The sequence below is a fragment of the Plantactinospora sp. BC1 genome (genome assembly GCF_003030345.1).
Taxonomy (GTDB): Bacteria; Actinomycetota; Actinomycetes; order Mycobacteriales; family Micromonosporaceae; genus Plantactinospora.
Genome location: NZ_CP028158.1, coordinates 7,211,090 through 7,228,371 on the forward strand (window position 1 = coordinate 7,211,090; position 17,282 = coordinate 7,228,371).

Sequence of the window (17,282 nt, forward strand, 5' to 3'; positions counted from 1 at the left end):
TCGTCAGGGGTGAGCTTGGTGGTCAGTTCTGCGCCAGCACGTCGCCGACGTAGCGTGCCACGGCCCGCACCGTGGCGATGGTGCCCGGGTAGTCCATCCGAGTGGGCCCCAACACGCCGAGTCCGCCGACGATGGTCGTACCCGGACCGTATCCGGTGCTGACCACCGAGGTGGCCCGCAGATTGTCGATCTCGTTCTCGTCGCCGATGCGCACCTGGAGGGTGTTCGGCTCCACCTCGCCGATCAGCTTGAGCAGAACGACCTCCTCCTCGAGTGCCTCGAGAATCGGTCGCAGTGAACCCTGGAAGTCGAGCAGTCCGCCCCGGGTCAGGTTGGCGGTGCCGGCCATCACGATCCGCTCCTCGTGCCGCTCGACCAGGGTCTCCAGCAGCACCGTGGCGAGCGTGGTCATCGCCGGGCGGAGCCCCGGAGGCACCTCCTCGACCAGCGCCTGGACCAGCGGCGGGGTGTCGGCCAGCTTCTTGCCGACGAGCCGCTCGTTGACCAGCCGGCGCAGGTCCGTCACGTCGTCGGCGCTGATCGGGATGGGCAGCTCGACCAGCCGCTGCTCCACCCGACCGGTGTCGGCGATCATGACCAGCATCAGCCGGGTGGTGGAGATCGGCACCAGTTCCAGGTGCCGGACGGCGGAGCGGGCCAGGCTCGGGTACTGCACCACGGCCACCTGCCGGGTGAGCTGGGCGAGCAGCCGGACCGTACGGTGCACCACGTCGTCGAGGTCCACCGCGCCGACCATGAAACGCTCGATCGCCCGGCGCTCGGCCGGGGTGAGCGGCTTGACCCGGGAGAGCCGGTCCACGAAGAGCCGGTAACCACGGTCGGTGGGCACCCGGCCGGCGCTGGTGTGCGGCTGCCGGATGTAGCCCTCCTCCTCCAGCACGGCCATGTCGTTGCGGACGGTGGCCGGGGAGACCCCGAGTTGGTGCCGCTCGACCAGGGCCTTGCTGCCGACCGGCTCCTGGGTGGCGACGTAGTCCTCCACGATCGCGCGCAGCACGTCGAGCTTGCGGTCGTCGAGACCCATCCTCACCTCCCTGCGACGTCCCGGCCCCGGCTGGGCGAAACGACCGGGGCGACCACGACGGTCGGGCCAGGTCCGCCCTGGCACTCGACTGTAGCGAGTGCCAGTCTACGACCAAGGCGTACCCGGCGCGATGATCGTTTGGAGGGGATATCCGAACCTGGACAACAGGCTTGCCAGCACACCCTACCCCGGTGGACCTAGCAGGTACGGTCGGCCATTGTCCAGATTCGATTCGGGGGGCGGCTGGCGCTGGTTGATCGGGAGTCCTACCGTGACCTCCATGACTGAACCGCCTCGCCCTCCCGGAGAATACGGCGGTCCGCCCCAGGACCCGACCACCCCGATGAATCCGGGCCAATACCCGACACCAGGCGAGGGGTACCCCCCGCCCGCCGCACCGCAGTACGGTGCGCCCGGCACGCCCCCGCCGACCTCGGGCGGCGGGACGTACCCGACCTCGGGCGCGGGGACGTACCCGACCTCCGGTGGCGGGACGTACCCGACGTCAGGTGGCGGGACCTATCCGACCTCCGGTGGCGGTTATCCCCCGCCCGGCGGCGGTTACCCGCCGGCCGGCGGTTACCCACCTCCCGGTGGCGGCTACCCGCCCCCCGGCGGTCAGCCCCCGGGTGGGTACCCGGGCGCCGGCTACCCGCCGCCGGGTGGCTACCCGCCGCCGGGCAACCCGTACGGCGCCCCGGCACCGTCCGGCTACGCCAACAGCGACGAGAAGACCTGGGCCCTGATCGCGCACTTCGGCGGCATCGTGGTCGGCTTCATCGCCTCGCTGGTCGCGCTGCTCGCCAAGGGCAACGAGTCGCCGACCGTACGCGCGCACGCGGTCGAGGCGCTCAACTTCCAGATCACCTGGGGCATCATCTCGATCGTCTCGCTGATCGTCGGGACCTGCACCATCGTGCTGTTCTTCCTGCCGTTGATCGCCTGGGTGATCGTGCTGATCTTCTCGGTCATCGCCGGCATGAAGGCCAACGAGGGCGTGCTGTACCGGTACCCGATGACCATCCGCATGATCAAGTAACGTCCGAACCGTCTCCGCGACGGCCCGCGCCGGCTCCGGCGCGGGCCGTCGCGCCGTCCGGGGTCGAAACGGGTCGGATCAGGGCAGCAGGTCCCGGACCACCGCGTCGGCCAGCAGCCGGCCGCGCAGGGTGAGCACGGCCCGCCCCGCGTCGTACGCCGCCCCGTCCAGCAGACCGGTCCGGCAGGCTCCGGCCGCAGCCGCCCGACCGGCGTCGTCGAGGACCGACAGCGGCAGCCCGGCGGCGAGCCGGAGCCCGAGCAGCACCTCCTCCGTCCGCCGCTCCTCGGCCGAGAGCACCTCCCGGGCCTGCCCCGGGGAGTGCCCCGCCGCCAGCCGGGCCGCGTAACTCGACGGGTGCTTGACGTTCCACCAGCGGACCCCGCCGACGTGGCTGTGCGCGCCGGGGCCGAGGCCCCACCAGTCGCCGCCGGTCCAGTAGAGCAGGTTGTGCCGGCAGGCCGCGGCCGGCGTACGGGCCCAGTTGGAGACCTCGTACCAGGAGAAACCCGCCGCCGAGAGCGCCGCCTCGGCGGCCAGGTAGCGGTCCGCCGCCACGTCGTCGTCCGGGTACGCCAGCTCGCCGCGCCGCATCCGGGCGGCCAGCCGGGTGCCATCCTCGACGATCAGGGCGTACGCGCTGACGTGGTCGACCCCGGCGGCCAGCACCGCCCGAAGCGACGCCGCGAAGTCCTCGGCCCGCTCCCCCGGCGTTCCGTAGATCAGGTCCAGGTTGACGTGGTCGAAGCCGACCTCCCGGGCCTCCTGCGCGGCCTCGGTGGCCCGGCCGGCGGTGTGCCGGCGGTCGAGGATCGCCAGCACCGGCTGGGCGGCCGACTGCATGCCCAGGGAGATCCGGGTGTAGCCCGCCGCCCGGAGCGCCTTGAGCGACTCCCGGGTCACCGACTCCGGGTTCGCCTCCGTGCTGACCTCGGCGTCGGCGGCAAGTCCCCAGGTCCGGTCGATGCCGTCCAGGATCCGGGCCAGGTCGTCCGGGGGCAGCAGGGTGGGGGTACCGCCGCCGACGAAGACCGTGTCGACCCGGGTCGGCGGCCGGTCGGCCAGCACCCGGTCGGCCAGGCGCAGTTCGGCGAGTACCTGGTCGGCGTAGCCGTCCCGGCCCGCCGAACCGCCGAGTTCGGTCGCGGTGTACGTGTTGAAGTCGCAGTAGCCGCAGCGGCTGGCGCAGAACGGCACGTGGACGTAGACGCCGAAGCCGCGGTCACCCACCGTGGCCAGGGCGGCGGCGGGCAGCGCCCCGTCGACGGGTACGGGCTCGCCCGCTGGGAGCACTCCAGGCATGGGACTAGTGTGCCGGCATGACCTCAGCCCCTGATCCGCTCGTCCGGGTGTCTACCACGCACGGAGTGACAACTCTCACCCTGGACAGCCCGCGCAACCGCAACGCGCTCTCCAGCGCCCTGCTCGGTCAACTGCTCGACGCGCTGGGCGCGGCGGCGGCCGACGACGACGTCCGGGTGGTGGTGCTCTCGCACACCGGGCCGGTCTTCAGCTCGGGTGCGGACCTGAAGGAGACGGCGGCGGCGTACCGCGAGGGCACGGTGCCGGTGGCGATGCTGGGTGACGTGCTCGCGGCGATCTGGGAGTGCCCGAAACCGGTGGTGGCCCGGATCGGCGGGCCGGCCCGGGCCGGTGGGCTCGGCCTGATCGCGGCGGCCGACGTGGCGATCTGCGCCCAGGAGGCCACCTTCGCGTTCACCGAGGTACGGCTCGGGGTGATCCCGGCGGTGATCTCGGCGACCGTGCTGCCCCGGTTGCAGCCACGGGCCGCCGCCGAGCTGTATCTGACCGGGGACACCTTCGACGGCCGTCGGGCGGCCGAGATCGGGTTGGTCACCACGGTCACCTCGGCCGAGGCGCTGGACGAGACGGTCGCCTCGTACTGCCTGGCGCTGGTCCGGGGTGCCCCCGGCGCGCTGGCCGGGGCGAAGGAGCTGCTCCGGCGCGGCTCGACGGAGAGCTTCCGGGCCGAGCTGGCGCGGCTGCGCGACCTCTCGGTGCGGTACTTCCACTCCGAGGAGGGGCGCGAGGGTGTTGCGGCGTTCGGGGAGAAACGGCCCGCCCGGTGGGTACCCGGTAGCTGACTCGGGCCCGGCCGGCCGCTGACCCGACCGTGACCCGGTCCGGATTTTGGGCGGTCGAAGTAGGCTGTGTCCGACTATCGGGCAGGGGGTGGCGGTGCGGACTCGGGCCGTGGTGGCAGCGGGCGTGGCGCTCGCGGCGGTTGCCGGATTCGGCGTCTACCTGGGTGCCCGGGAGTTCGGGCACAAGCTGCCGCTACCCAGCGCCGCCCCCGGCTGCGTGGTCGAGGCGGACGGCCGGGTCACGTTGAACGCCGAGCAGATGGCGAACGCGGCCACCATCGCCGCGGTGGGCATCCGGCGCAAGATGCCGGAGCGGGCCGTGGTGGTGGCCCTGGCGACCGCGTTCCAGGAGTCCCGGCTGCGCAACCTGGCCGGCGGTGACCGGGACTCGGTCGGGCTGTTCCAGCAGCGGCCGAGTCAGGGCTGGGGCACGCCGGAGCAGATCCGGGATCCGCGCTACGCCGCGACCAGGTTCTACAACGCGCTGAAGAGGGTCCGGGGCTGGGAGCAGATGGAGGTCACGGTCGCGGCCCAGCGGGTGCAGCGGTCGGCCTTCCCCAACGCGTACCAGCAGTGGGCGGACGAGTCCGAGGTGCTGACCCGGGCCCTGCTGGGCAACGCCACCGGCGCGGTGGCCTGCACGGTGGGCCGGGAGCCGGCGATGCGCGGGAACGCGGCGGCGGTGGCGTTGGCCGCCGGGCTGAAGCTCGACTGGGGCCGGCTGGAGACCTCGGTGCCGCCCGAGTTGACCGGTCTGGCCGTACCGACGACGGATCCGCAGGTGGGCTGGCGTTACGCGCACTGGCTGGTGTCGCACGCCGACGACCACGGGGTGAAGACGGTGCGCTTCGGCGACCTCCAGTGGACGGCGGACGGCGGCACCTGGGCGCCGGTCAAGGGCGTACCGCCGACACCGCACCAGGTGGTCGCCGAGGTCTTCACCGACTGAGCCGCCTCACCGACTGAGCCGCCTCACCGACTGATCCACCTTCGCGGACTGATCCGCCGGCGATTCTGTTGCTTCCCGGAACGATCACTAACTGGCAGTGATTGCACAAACGGTCAGATCGCCACAGGCTCCCTCATTTTTCGACCGTTTCGTTGCGGTGTGTCAAAGGCTCGCTGCCCTGCGTACCCCCGGATGGCCGCCGCCGATCCGGCGGCCGAGCGCCGGGCTGCGGGTCTTGCGGAGGGAGTTACGATCGGCAGCCTGTGCTCAGAAAGAGTTTCACCCTATGGGGAGGGGACGCGGTGTTCGACTACGGCGGCCGCACTGGCTACGAGCCGATCAGTGACACGGATCGCAAGGAGTTCCACGAGCAGGGCTTCCTGTTGCTCCGCAACGTCCTGACCGAGGACCACCGCGCGGCCCTGGAGGCGGCGGTCGACCGGGTCTACGCCGAGGAGAAGGCGAAGGGCAACACCACCAAGGACGGCACCCTGCACCTGCTCGGCTTCCTGGAGCGGGACGAGCTCTTCGGCGAGCTGCTCACCCACCCGATCTCGTTCCCCTACATGTGGGGCCTCGCGGGCTGGAACATCTACACCCACCACAACCACCTGGACGTCACCCCGCCGGCCCTGGAGCCGGAGAAGCCGTACTGGGGCTGGCACCAGGACGGTTACCGGCAGAACTCGGACCCGGAGACGATGGATCCGAACCTGCCCCGGCCGATGTTCTCGCTCAAGGTCGCGTACGTGCTCTCCGACCTCTCGGAGAAGGGCCGGGGTGCCACCAAGGTCATCCCGGGCAGCCACCTGTGGAACTCGCTGCCGCGTCCGGCCGACCTGACGGTGCAGAACCCGGACCCGGAGGGGACCGTGGAGATCACGGCCAACCCCGGCGACGCCTTCATCTTCGACCGGCGGCAGTGGCACTCCCGGTCCACCAACCTCTCCAACATCACCCGGAAGATGCTCTTCGTGGGCTACACCTACCGGTGGATCCGCCCGTTGGACGAGCTGCACCCGGACAAGAACGGGCAGTGGTACCAGAACCGGACCCCGGTGCAGCGCCAGCTGCTCGGCGAGGGTACGCACACCGCCAACTACTGGGGCATCAACTGGAACGGGTACGTCGACGACGAGATCCCGCTGCGCAAGGAGCTGAAGGAGCGCGGTCTGCTCGACCGCAGCATCCCCTGGCTGCGCTGAGCTTCCGGGCCGAGGGTGGTGGCTGTGCCGGTTCCGTCGGGACCGGCGCAGTCACCACCGCTTTGTTTCCGGAGATCGGGCCGAACCCCGACCGGTCAGCCGGCCGGTGATTTCCGGCCGCCGGTTCCGAACCCTTTGCGCCGAATGAAACCGACGCATAACCCTGGGTAATTCACCCGTCGCATTGGCAGTTCTACCGATGCCGTAGGAAGTGGTTCGGGACGGGCCTGCCGCCTCGGCCGGGATGCGGTCGCCGATTCGGGTGGACGGCGACGACCGGTCGGCGCCTATTCTCCCCGCGGAACGCGGACGCCAACGCGACGGAATTGCCGAACCATTCATGTTCGACCGAGCCGACCGGCACCGTTCGGGTCGCGCTAGGCCAGCCGACCGGACATCCGGTAGACGTCGACGAGAAGGGCCCACAGCTCGTTATTCAATGGCTGGCCCTCCTCGTTGGTCAGCCGGTGCGCCGGACACTTCATGGTCGGGCTGGTCACCTCGACCCCGTGCGGCGGAACGCTGCCGAACCGGATCCTCTGCTGCCCCTCGGGGCCGACGGCACGGAACTTGTCCGGCCCGATCCGGAAGGCGCCCCGGACGATGTCCGCGACGGTGAACCTCGGATGCTGGATCTCGGTCGGGTCGCCGGTCAACTGCCGCATCCGGGCCATCTCCTGCTGGTCGTGCAGGACGGAGAGGCTGGCCAGCATGGAGGTGCTGCCCCGCAGGGTGCGCTCCAGCGTCTCTCCGGACAGGCCCAGGGTGTCCCGCCCGTAGCTCAGGGCCGACTCCAGGCAGATCAACGCCTCCAGCAGGGCGAGGCTGATGTTGCGCTTGAACTTGTGTCGCAGCGAGGCGGCCAGCTCCTCGGCACCGGCACCCGGACTCGGCACCAGCTGGTCCTCCCAGACGACCGCCTCCCGGTGTGCGGCCACGACCGCGACGGCGCGCTCCAGTACCGGTGTCGGGTGTGCGAACATGCCGTCGACCAGGTCCCGGAAAAGCTGGTCGAGCCTTTGCAGATTCTCGACGAGATCCCGGCCCGGCCCGTCCTGCCGCAATTCCCTCAGCCCACTGGAAACCCGCAGCGCGGAGAACCACTCTTCGACCAGGGGGGTGTACGCCTCAAGGTACAACGCGACCTTGGGATGCTGATCCGAAAGCTGTAGAGGCGACACCCTGACGCTTCCCGGGAGAGAGTCCGTGGACACTTACAGAGCGTAACATGGGGAGATCATTTGAGCAAATGCGAATGGACGTTCACAACTATAGGTGATGCCGGCTAGTCGATCACGACAGTCGATCGTACGGCCGTGGTGAATTTAGCGGTTCCCGGCAATCGGCGCCAGACCGATCCGGCCGATCTGCCGCTCCCGCCGGCAGCGGGCTCGACGGCTCCGGCCGGCAGCGGGTTCGACGGCTCCCGGCTACAAGCGGGCTCGACGGCTCCCCGGCGGCAAGCGGGCTCGACGGTTCCGGCGGCAAGCGGGGCGAGAACGCCAGCAGGGGCGCCGGCCGAGAGTCGGCCGACGCCCCTTGCTACCGGGGAGCGGGGTGCTCAGTACCGGCTGACTCGGCGCCGACGACCGACTCCGGCCACCAGGGCCACACCGATGGCGGCGAGCGCGACCTGGATCAGCAGCTCCATCCAGTCGATGCCGGCCGTCTCGGTCGCGATACCGGCGGCCCGGGCGATGACCGTACCGAGCAGCGCGGCGCCGACACCGATCAGCATGGTCAGCCAGATTGGGATGTCCTGGCGGCCTGGTACGACCAGACGACCGAGGGCGCCGATAACGAGACCGACGATGAGCGCGGTGATGATACCCCAGACGGTGAGTTCCACGGCCGTCCTCCTTCGGATGCGTCACACGTTGTTGTGGTGACTGGTAGATTCCCGAAGGCCGAAAATCTCAAACCGCCCTAGGCACCCAAGCGTCGCGCCGCCTCCCGAACCGCCACGTCCATCGTGCCGAAGGCCAGCGGTGGCGGATCCACCAGGGAAAACCAGCTCAGCTCGGCAGACTCGGCCGGGTCGAGCACGACCCGCGGGTCGTCCAGGGTGGCCAGAAAAAAGTTGTCGAGGACCGGCAAAATCTCGTCCTGGAACTCGTAGCTGCCGACGTACATGCCGAGATGGTCACCAAGGGTGATCGACACCCCGAGTTCCTCCCGGGCCTCCCGGACCGCCGCCTCGGCCGGGTGCTCCCAGCCGTCGCAGAACCCACCCGGCGTCTCCCAGCGGCCGATCATCGGTTCCGCCGCCCGCCGCAGGGCCAGGAAGCGCGGCTCCGCGACCGCCGGAGCGGCCGACCCGGACGACGGACGGTCCAGGATGACGAGGCCGACGGTCGGACGGGCGTTGACGAAGAGCTGGTAGCCGCACCGGGTACAGGTGGTCGGTGCGGGGCCGGGCAGGGCCGCCGCGCACCGGGGACAGAAGGAGGCGCCGGGGCCGTACCCCCGGGGAATCACTTCTTGCCGCCACCCTTGCCGTCGCCGGAGTCGCTGGTGGAGAGGGCGGCGATGAAGGCCTCCTGCGGCACCTCGACCCGGCCCACCATCTTCATCCGCTTCTTCCCCTCCTTCTGCTTCTCCAGCAGCTTGCGCTTCCGGCTGATGTCACCGCCGTAGCACTTGGCCAGCACGTCCTTGCGGATGGCCCGGATGGTCTCCCGGGCGATCACCCGGTTGCCGATCGCCGCCTGGATCGGCACCTCGAACTGCTGCCGGGGGATCAGCTTCTGCAACTTCGCCGCGATGTTGACGCCGTAGTTGTAGGCCTTGTCCTTGTGCACGATCGCGCTGAACGCGTCCACCGGCTCGCCGTTGAGCAGGATGTCGACCTTGACCAGGTCGGAGCGCTGCTCGTCGGTGGGCTCGTAGTCCAGCGAGGCGTAGCCCTTGGTACGGCTCTTGAGCTGGTCGAAGAAGTCGAAGATGATCTCGGCGAGCGGCAGCGTGTAGCGCAGCTCGACCCGGTCGGCGGAGAGGTAGTCCATCCCCTGCAACGAGCCGCGCCGCCCCTGGCAGAGCTCCATCACCGCGCCGACGTAGTCGTTGGGGGTCAGCACGGTGGCCCGGACCACCGGCTCGTACACCTCGGCGACCTTGCCGGTCGGGTACTCGCTGGGGTTGGTCACCGTGACCTCTTTGCCGTCCTCCAGGCCCACCCGGTAGACCACGTTGGGGGCCGTCGAGATCAGGTCGAGGTTGAACTCCCGTTCCAGCCGCTCGCCGATGATCTCCAGATGCAGCAGGCCGAGGAAGCCGCAGCGGAAGCCGAAGCCGAGCGCGGCGGAGGTCTCCGGCTCGTAGCTGAGCGCCGCGTCGTTGAGCTTCAGCTTGTCGAGCGCGTCCCGCAGCGCCGGATAGTCGGAGCCGTCGATCGGGTAGAGCCCCGAGTAGACCATCGGCTTCGGGTCCTTGTAGCCGCCGAGCGCCTCGCTCGCCGGCCGGGCGTTGATGGTGACGGTGTCACCGACCCGGGACTGCCGGACGTCCTTCACGCCGGTGATCAGGTAGCCCACCTCGCCGACGCCGAGCGCACCCGCCTTCTGCATCTCCGGGGAGATCACGCCGAGTTCCAGCAGCTCGTGCACGGCACCGGTGGACATCATCTTGATCTTGTCGCGCGCCTCGATCCGGCCGTCGATCACCCGGACGTACGTCACCACACCCCGGTACACGTCGTAGACGGAGTCGAAGATCATGGCCCGGGCCGGCGCCTTCGCGTCGCCGACCGGCGGCTTGAACTGCCGGACGATCTCGTCCAGCAGGTAGGGCACGCCCTCGCCGGTCTTGCCGGAGACCCGGATGCAGTCGCTCGGATCCCCGCCGATCAGGTGCGCCAACTCCTCGGCGTACTTGTCCGGCTGGGCGGCCGGCAGATCGATCTTGTTGAGTACCGGGATGATGTGCAGGTCGTTCTCGAGCGCCAGATAGAGGTTGGCCAGGGTCTGCGCCTCGATCCCCTGGGCGGCGTCGACCAGCAGGATCGCCCCCTCGCAGGCGGCGAGCGACCGGGACACCTCGTAGGTGAAGTCCACGTGCCCAGGCGTGTCGATCATGTTCAGCACGGCCTCTTCGCCCTGCTGGTCGCCCTCCCGCACGGTCCACGGCATGCGGACCGCCTGGCTCTTGATCGTGATGCCGCGCTCCCGCTCGATGTCCATCCGGTCGAGATACTGGGCACGCATCTGCCGGGGGTCGACCACGCCGGTGAGCTGCAACATCCGGTCGGCCAGCGTCGACTTGCCGTGGTCGATGTGGGCGATGATGCAGAAGTTCCTGATGCGGCCGGGGTCGGTGGCACCAGGGGAGTTCGCGCCGGAGTCGGGCGTCGGTGGCACGGCGGTCCGTTCTGCTTGGCTGACGACGATGGGCCTTCTATGTTCCCATGCCGCCGGACGGTGCCCGGCCGAGGCCGCCGGATCACCGCCGCGAGTTCCGTCACCATCACCGGGATTCCGCTCCCAGGGGGCTTCCGGGGCGCCGCCGTAACACGGCCGGCGGCGGCCGATCCGCCCGGCGGCGGGGGGGGCACCCCGGCCGGCGACAGCGGGCACCCGAGCCCGGCGGCGGCGGGCGCCCCGGCCGGCGACAGCGGACATCCGAGCCCGGCGGCGGGGGCGCCCCGGTCGGCGACAGCGGGCCGAAATCCCGGCCGATCGGCCGGGCCGGGGCAGACTTGACGACATGGCCGCCATCTCGGTACCGCCCCGACCGTATGACGCGACCGCCGTACGCCCTGGCTGGGCCGATCTCCCCGCCGACCTGCGGGCCGCGATCACCGCCCGGCTGGGCGCCCGGGTCGGCTGGGCCGGCACCGCCGGTGGCGGCTTCACCCGGGGATTCGCCGGAGTCTTGCAGACCGTCGCCGGGGACCGGGTCTTCGTCAAGGCGGCGTCCCTGGTCGACCAGCGACACCTCAGCGACTGGTACGCCCGGGAGGCGGCGATCACCGCCGTACTGCCGGCCGGGCTCGCCGTCGCCCGCCCCCGCTGGACGCTGACCGCCGCCGGGTACCACGTGATCTGCCTGGACGCCATCGACGGCCGGATGCCGGGGCTGCCCTGGGCGCCGGCCGAGCTGGCGGCGACCCTCGACGCGTACGCGACCGCCGCGGCGGCGCTCCGGCAGCCCCCGGTGGAACTGGCGGCGCTCGGCGTACCCCGGCTCGCCGACCTCGCCCGGGCGGACCTGGCCTGGTGGACCGAGCTGGCCGCCGGCCGGGAGACGCTGCCGGAGATCCCCGCCGTCGCCGGGCACCGGCTGCCCGAACTCGCCGCGTTGGAGGCCCGGCTGCCCGGGTACGCCGACCGCCCGTCGATGATCCACGGCGACCTGCGGGTGGACAACGTACTGCTGGACCGGGCCGGAGTCGCCTGGCTCTGCGACTGGACGTGGCTCTGCTACGGGCCGCCCTGGTTCGACCTCGCCAGCCTGCTGGTCACCGCGTACGCCAGCGGGCTGGACGCCGACGCCCTGTTCGCCACCCATCCGGCGGGGCTGGACGCTCCGGCCGACGGGCTGGACGCCGCACTCGCCGCACTCTCCGGATACTGGCTGGTACGCGCGGCGGCCGGCAGCGGCACCGGCTCCCCGCACATCCGGGCGCACCAGCGGTGGAGTGCCCAGACCGCGCTCGACTGGCTGGCCGAGCGGCAGGGATGGCGGTGAGCTGGGGCGGGGCGGCGATGGGCTGTTTTGGCCCCGGCGGGGCGTACCTGGTAACGTGGCTCTTCGCGCGTGCCGACACGGGCCGTACTCCGACGTGCGTCGCCGCCCGCGCATCAAAGGCAAACGTAACCCTAGCTATTAGGACGAGGCTGTCGCGTGGCGAACATCAAGTCCCAGATCAAGCGCAACCGGCAGAACGAGAAGCGCCGGCTGCGTAACAAGTCGGTCAAGTCGTCGCTGAAGACCGCCATTCGCAAGTTCCACGAGGCGACCGAGAGCGGAGACAGCGCCAAGGCGACCGAGCTCATGCGGGACGCCTCGCGCAAGCTCGACAAGGCGGTCAGCAAGGGCGTGATCCACCAGAACCAGGCGGCGAACCGCAAGTCGGCGATCGCCAAGCGGCTCCAGTCGCTCTCCGCCTGACAAGCGGGACACCACACACCTGACGTGTGGCCCCCGAGCCGGCCGGCTCGGGGGCCACACGTGTTCTTCCGGCACGGCCAGCCCACGTATTCGGGTCAGGTGTTCTTCGGCACGGCCAGCCCATGTCTTCGGGTCAGGTGTTCCTCGGCACGGCCAGCCCATGCCTTCCGGTCAGGTGTTCCTCGGCACGGCCACATCTCACGCTCGGGCTCAACGTGGCCGGTGTCGATTTCCTCGGCGGCCCGGCTAGCGGTAGCGGCGTCTGGCGGACTGCCGGCCGGTGTCGATCGGGTCCTGCCGGGAGACCCAGCGGCGCTCCGGCCGCTGGTCCAGGCGCTCGGCCAGGCCGCTGTTCCGGGCCCGGGCGGCGGCTGCCGGTGGCGGTGCTGCCTGCCGGGTCTGTGGCAGGCCGAGACGTGGCCGCCCAGCCTCCCGCCCGGTGACACCGCCGACCTCCTGTCCCAGCCGGCCGTCGCCCTTCGACGACCGGCTCGCCGGGGTCGACGGGCCGATCAGGTCCGGCGTGACCGCCTCGGGACGGGGTCGACGGCGGGCGCCGAGTTCGAGCCGGGCCCGGACCATCGCGGTCATGCTGAACGGGCGGGCGACCAGGAACCGGGCCGGCAGCCGGTTACCCGGGGCGGTCCGAGGGGCCGGCGCGTCGTCGGCTGCGACGCCGGGTCGCGGCGCGGTCAGCCGGTGGGTCTGCCCGGACCCGACCAGTGACCGCTTGGGCACGCTGGCCCGGCCGACCGCCGGCTGGAGCTGCCGACGGAACCGTTCCCGTTCCTGCGTCGGCACCCGGGCCGCCGACCGAAGCACCGCAGCGGCCACCACGTCGTTGACCTTCACCATCACCGCGACGGTCGCGGGCAGGACGAGTACGCCCCACCAGCTCACCAGCTCGGCGAGCGCGAGCAGCAGGCCGAGGGCCACGGTGCCCTCGAAGTAGACGAAGCAGAGCATCCCGCCCGGGTCGACGTGCCGGAGCCGCAGCACACGGGCGTAGAGCGGTCGTAGCCGCTCCTCGTCCGCCGGCACCGCCGTCGCCGTGCTCATCGCGAAGCGCTCGCCCTGCGGGCAGCCGCGACCGCGACCACGGCACGCTCCAGGGCGTAACCCCGGTCGTCGGAGCCGCCCTTGACGGCGGCGTTGCACTCGGCGGCGGCGTACATGGCGTCGGCCAGCCCCTCCGGGGTCCAGCCCCGGCCGACCCGCTGCGCCTTCTCGATCTTCCACGGTGGCATGCCCAGGCTGCTCGCCAACTGGTAGGCGCTGCCCCGACCCGCCGAACTGACCCGGGCCACCGTCCGTACCCCGTCGGCGATCGCGTCGGCGATCGGCACCGGGTCCACCCCGACGTGCAGCGCCCAGCGCAGCGCCTCCAGGGCGCCCGGCACGTCACCGGCCATCGCCGCGTCGGCGACCGTGAACCCGCTGACCTCGGCCCGCCCCCGGTAATAGCGGGCCACCGTGTCGACGCCGATCCGCCCGTCGGTGTCGGCCAGCAACTGGGAACAGGCGGAGGCGAGTTCGCGCAGGTCGTTGCCGACCGCCGCGATCAGCGCCTCGGCCGCGTCGTCGGTGCACCGGCCACCGCCGCGCCGGATCTCGTCCCGGACGAACGCGACCCGGTCCCGGTGGCTCTTCAGCTTCGCCGCCGGCACGACCTCCGCGCCGGCCGCCCGCAGGCCGTCGGCGAAGGCCTTGCCCTTGGCTCCGCCGGCGTGCGCGACCACCAACTGCACCTCGGGGTCGGGATTCTTCGCGTACGCCAGCAGCGCCGCCGCCAGATCCTTCCGGGCGTCCTGTCCAGCCCGGACGATCAGCACCCGCCGACCGCCGAACAGGGACGGTCCGAGTAGTTCGGCGATCTCCCCCGGCCCCAACGCACCCGCCTCATGGTCGTGTACGTCGACGTCCGGGTCGGCGGCTCTGGCCGCGTCGACCACTCCGGCGACCGCTCTGGTGGCGAGCAGTTCTTCGTCACCGAGCACGAGTACGACGGGGGCGAGACTAGCGGGGGTCACGAGGTCATCGTCGCACGTGGCGTGCGTCCATCGGGCCTGGTCACCCGGCTCGCTGCGGCTGACCCCGCACTTAGTGCAAATCCAGACATTTATCTTAACCCTGGCATTCCACGCCAGTGGTTGTGGTGACCGATCGCAGCGTACCGCCGGAGCGGACGGTAACGGCGTCACCACGCGGGGCGGTAACCGACGCACCCGAACGGGTACCTGCCGCACGCGCCGGTCGGCGAGGACCACGAGAAGGCTCACCGGGTGGACGGGTCGCCGGGGTCCAGCCCCCGGACCGCCACCGACAGCCGCCCGCTGCCCGGCTCGACCACCGCCAGATCCCCCTGCTCGTCGGTCCGGAGCACCCTGGCGCCGGCCCGGGACAGCCGGGCGAGTACCCCGGCGTTGGGGTGCCCGTACCCGTTGTCGGCGCCGACCGGCACCAGCGCCACCGCCGGGCGTACGGCGTCGAGGAACGCCGGCTCCTGGTACGCCGAGCCGTGGTGAGCGAGTTTCAACACGTCCGCCCGGAGCCGGGCGACCGGTACGACCTCCAGCAACGCCTGCTGCTCCTCGGTCTCGGCGTCCCCGGTGAGCAGGATGCTGACACCGTGGACCTCGGCGCGCAGGACCAGCGAGTTGTTGTTCGGGTCCGAACGGGTGCCCCGGATCGGGTGCGGCGGCCCCAACAGGGTCAGCGTCACCGGGCCGGCCGCATAGGTCCAGCCCGCCCCGGCCGCGCCGACCGGTACGCCGTTCGCGCTGGCGGCGCGCTCGACGGTGCCGCGTCCCTCGACCGGCTCCAGCCACTGCGGAACCACCACAGCGGCCACCCGACGTCCCCGGAACACCCCGTCCACCCCCTGCACGTGGTCGGCGTGGAAGTGGCTCACCACCAGCAGGGACACCTCCCGTACGCCGAGCCGGCGCAGGCAGCGGTCCACCGCCCCGGGGTCCGGACCGGCGTCCACCACCACCGCCCGGCCGACGCCGACCGGCAGCACCAGGCTGTCGCCCTGACCCACGGCACAGGCGACGACCACCCAGCCGGTCGGCGGCCATCCGGTGGCGATCAGCCGCACCGGCAACGCACCGACCAGCACGGCGGCCGCGACCACCGCGACGAGCCGGCGCACCGGTGGCCGACGGGCGGCGACCAGCAGCGCCACCGTCAGGGCTCCGAGCAGCAGCCCGCCGGGCACCCCGTCCAGCCAGGGCAACGTCCCGGCGGGCAGGCGTGCGCCGTACCGGGCCACCAGGACCAGCCACCAGGCCGGCCAACTGCCGAGCCACGCCACACCCTCCGCACCGGCCGGCCAGAACGGCGACAGCACCGCCGCCGTCACCCCGAGCACCGTGGCCGGTGCCACCGCCGGCACCGCGAGAAGGTTCGCCGGTACGGCCACCAGGCTGATGGTGCCGGAGAGTCCGGCCACCACCGGGGCGCAGGCCAGTTGCGCCGCCGCCGGGATGGCCAACGCCTCCGCCGCACCCGCTGGTACACCCCGCTGCCGCAGCGCGTCCCGCCACCGGGGGGCGAGCAGCAGGAGCCCACCGGTGGCCAGTACGGAGAGCGCGAACCCCGGGTCGCCGGCCAGCTCCGGATCGACAAGCACCAGTACGGTGACCGCGCTGGCCAGCGCCGGTAGCGCTGCCCGGGGGCGTCCGACGGCGAGCGCCAGCAGACCGATCGCGCCCATCGTGCCGGCCCGGACGACGCTCGGCGACGGCCGGGCCAGGATGACAAAGCCGACCAGCGCCGTGCCACAGAGGACGGCGGCGAGCCACGGCCCGGCCCGGCCCCACCGGGCGAGCAGTAGCACCAGGCCGACCACGATCGCCACGTTGGAGCCGGAGACCGCGGTCAGGTGCGTCATCCCGGTGGTCAGGAAGTCCTCCTCGACCGCCGGTTCCAGCCGACTGGTGTCGCCGACCACCAGTCCCGGCAGCAACCCGCCCGGTTCGGTGGGCAGCGGCGCACAGGCCCGTTGCAGCCCGGCCCGTAACGTGCCGGCCGCCCGCTGCGCCCAGGACGGGGTGCCGCGCAGCACGGGTGGGGTGCTGACCGTCAGCACGGCGGCGGTGAGGTCGCCGCCGCGCGGTGGCGCCAGTCGCCCGGTGGTGGTAACCCGCTGGCCGGGCAGCAGTCCACGCCAGTCCGGGTCGCTGGCCAGCACCAGGATCCGGACCGACGCGCTGACCCTGTCGTTCCCCGCCTCCCCGGCGGCCCAGACCAGCCGGGTCGACAACAGATAGGTCGCCGGCCGGCCGGCGACCCCGCCGATGGGCCGTGGATCCTCCCGGACCACCAGCTCGGCGCTGACCCTGGCTCGTTCCTCGGCCAACCGGGCGATCGACGGGGCGTCCCGTACCCCCGACCGGGCAGCCGTGGCCACGCTCCCGCAGACCACACCGAGCAGTACGGTCACCACCACCCAGCCGTGCCGGCCCGGTACTGCCGGCAGCCGGCGGGTCGACCGACAGGCCAGGACCAGCGCGGCGCCCCCGGCCAGCACCGCCACCAGCACGGCCGGCCCGGTGCCGATCAGGAGCCCGGCCAGCGCCGACAGCCAGGCGCCCACCGCCAGCCCGGCCAACCGCAGGTCCGGCGGCCGTCGAGGCGGCTCGGCCGCCTCTGCCGCGTCATGACCCGCATCCGGCGGCCCTGCCGTCGGACCCGGCGGGCTCGCCGTCGAAGCCCGCAGACTGGCCGTCGCGCCCTGCTGCCGGGCCGCCGGACCCGGCGGACTCGCCGTCGAGACTCGCGGGCTCGCCGTCGCGCCGAGCAGCCGGGCCGCCAGACCCGGCGGACT

The 17,282-nt window shown here is 72.0% G+C and carries 15 protein-coding genes; 6 read left to right on the forward strand and 9 right to left on the reverse strand.

Features of this window, described 5'->3' with window-relative positions:
• Positions 1-22 precede the first annotated feature (22 nt).
• Positions 23-1,045, reverse strand: coding sequence for a heat-inducible transcriptional repressor HrcA (gene hrcA / locus C6361_RS31660; protein WP_107269979.1), 1,023 nt, complete (start codon positions 1,043-1,045; stop codon positions 23-25).
• Between the two features lie 280 nt (positions 1,046-1,325).
• Here hrcA and C6361_RS31665 point away from each other — a divergent pair, with 280 nt between their 5' ends.
• Entirely contained in the window at positions 1,326-2,084 is a 759-nt protein-coding gene (locus C6361_RS31665) for a DUF4870 domain-containing protein (protein WP_107263293.1), read from the forward strand.
• A 78-nt stretch (positions 2,085-2,162) separates the two neighbouring features.
• Here C6361_RS31665 and hemW read toward each other — a convergent pair whose 3' ends face one another.
• Positions 2,163-3,386, reverse strand: a complete 1,224-nt coding sequence (gene hemW, locus C6361_RS31670; protein WP_107269980.1) for a radical SAM family heme chaperone HemW — start codon at positions 3,384-3,386, stop codon at positions 2,163-2,165.
• 17 nt (positions 3,387-3,403) lie between these two features.
• Between hemW and C6361_RS31675 the strand changes: the two genes are divergently transcribed.
• From C6361_RS31675 to C6361_RS31685, 3 genes are all read left to right on the forward strand, one after another.
• Positions 3,404-4,189 (forward strand): enoyl-CoA hydratase-related protein, encoded by a 786-nt coding sequence (locus C6361_RS31675; RefSeq protein ID WP_107263295.1) that lies wholly within the window; start codon positions 3,404-3,406, stop codon positions 4,187-4,189.
• 88 nt (positions 4,190-4,277) lie between these two features.
• Positions 4,278-5,138: a hypothetical protein gene (locus tag C6361_RS31680; RefSeq protein ID WP_107269981.1), complete on the forward strand. Its 861-nt coding sequence runs from the start codon at positions 4,278-4,280 to the stop codon at positions 5,136-5,138.
• A gap of 302 nt (positions 5,139-5,440) precedes the next feature.
• Positions 5,441-6,343, forward strand: a complete 903-nt coding sequence (locus tag C6361_RS31685) for a phytanoyl-CoA dioxygenase family protein (RefSeq protein ID WP_107263296.1) — start codon at positions 5,441-5,443, stop codon at positions 6,341-6,343.
• A gap of 377 nt (positions 6,344-6,720) precedes the next feature.
• Here C6361_RS31685 and C6361_RS31690 read toward each other — a convergent pair whose 3' ends face one another.
• The 4 genes from C6361_RS31690 to lepA all read right to left on the reverse strand — a co-directional run bounded on the left by C6361_RS31690 (position 6,721) and on the right by lepA (position 10,698).
• Positions 6,721-7,482, reverse strand: coding sequence for a hypothetical protein (locus C6361_RS31690; RefSeq protein WP_107269982.1), 762 nt, complete (start codon positions 7,480-7,482; stop codon positions 6,721-6,723).
• Between the two features lie 422 nt (positions 7,483-7,904).
• A complete protein-coding gene (locus C6361_RS31695) occupies positions 7,905-8,192 on the reverse strand; it encodes a GlsB/YeaQ/YmgE family stress response membrane protein (RefSeq protein WP_107263298.1) in 288 nt (95 codons plus the stop codon).
• Between the two features lie 77 nt (positions 8,193-8,269).
• Positions 8,270-8,821, reverse strand: coding sequence for an NUDIX domain-containing protein (locus C6361_RS31700; RefSeq protein WP_107269983.1), 552 nt, complete (start codon positions 8,819-8,821; stop codon positions 8,270-8,272).
• Positions 8,818-10,698, reverse strand: coding sequence for a translation elongation factor 4 (lepA, locus tag C6361_RS31705; RefSeq protein WP_107263300.1), 1,881 nt, complete (start codon positions 10,696-10,698; stop codon positions 8,818-8,820). Before lepA ends, C6361_RS31700 begins: the two co-directional genes overlap by 4 nt.
• Before the next feature lie 346 nt (positions 10,699-11,044).
• Here lepA and C6361_RS31710 point away from each other — a divergent pair, with 346 nt between their 5' ends.
• The gene (locus C6361_RS31710) at positions 11,045-12,028 is read left to right on the forward strand and encodes a phosphotransferase (protein WP_107269984.1); all 984 of its coding nucleotides are present in this window, start codon (positions 11,045-11,047) and stop codon (positions 12,026-12,028) included.
• 156 nt (positions 12,029-12,184) lie between these two features.
• The gene (rpsT, locus tag C6361_RS31715; RefSeq protein ID WP_107269985.1) at positions 12,185-12,451 is read left to right on the forward strand and encodes a 30S ribosomal protein S20; all 267 of its coding nucleotides are present in this window, start codon (positions 12,185-12,187) and stop codon (positions 12,449-12,451) included.
• A 246-nt stretch (positions 12,452-12,697) separates the two neighbouring features.
• On the opposite strand, the gene C6361_RS39350 is transcribed toward rpsT, so the two are convergent.
• The 3 genes from C6361_RS39350 to C6361_RS31730 all read right to left on the reverse strand — a co-directional run bounded on the left by C6361_RS39350 (position 12,698) and on the right by C6361_RS31730 (position 17,174).
• Positions 12,698-13,510 (reverse strand): hypothetical protein, encoded by an 813-nt coding sequence (locus C6361_RS39350; protein WP_369930795.1) that lies wholly within the window; start codon positions 13,508-13,510, stop codon positions 12,698-12,700.
• The gene (gene holA, locus C6361_RS31725) at positions 13,507-14,481 is read right to left on the reverse strand and encodes a DNA polymerase III subunit delta (RefSeq protein WP_107269986.1); all 975 of its coding nucleotides are present in this window, start codon (positions 14,479-14,481) and stop codon (positions 13,507-13,509) included. Before holA ends, C6361_RS39350 begins: the two co-directional genes overlap by 4 nt.
• Before the next feature lie 245 nt (positions 14,482-14,726).
• Positions 14,727-17,174 carry a ComEC/Rec2 family competence protein gene (locus tag C6361_RS31730; protein WP_107271304.1) on the reverse strand — a complete coding sequence of 816 codons (2,448 nt, stop codon included), beginning with the start codon at positions 17,172-17,174 and terminating at the stop codon, positions 14,727-14,729.
• Between the last annotated feature and the right edge of the window lie 108 nt (positions 17,175-17,282).

What these genes read in the sequence shown, in the direction of transcription:
- C6361_RS31665 (WP_107263293.1), top strand. Translation starts at nt 1,326, where the DNA reads ATGACTGAACCGCCTCGCCCTCCCGGAGAATACGGCGGTCCGCCCCAG.
- C6361_RS31710 (WP_107269984.1), top strand. Translation starts at nt 11,045, where the DNA reads ATGGCCGCCATCTCGGTACCGCCCCGACCGTATGACGCGACCGCCGTA.
- C6361_RS31675 (WP_107263295.1), top strand. Translation starts at nt 3,404, where the DNA reads ATGACCTCAGCCCCTGATCCGCTCGTCCGGGTGTCTACCACGCACGGA.
- C6361_RS39350 (WP_369930795.1), bottom strand. Translation starts at nt 13,510, where the DNA reads ATGAGCACGGCGACGGCGGTGCCGGCGGACGAGGAGCGGCTACGACCG.
- hrcA (WP_107269979.1), bottom strand. Translation starts at nt 1,045, where the DNA reads ATGGGTCTCGACGACCGCAAGCTCGACGTGCTGCGCGCGATCGTGGAG.
- hemW (WP_107269980.1), bottom strand. Translation starts at nt 3,386, where the DNA reads ATGCCTGGAGTGCTCCCAGCGGGCGAGCCCGTACCCGTCGACGGGGCG.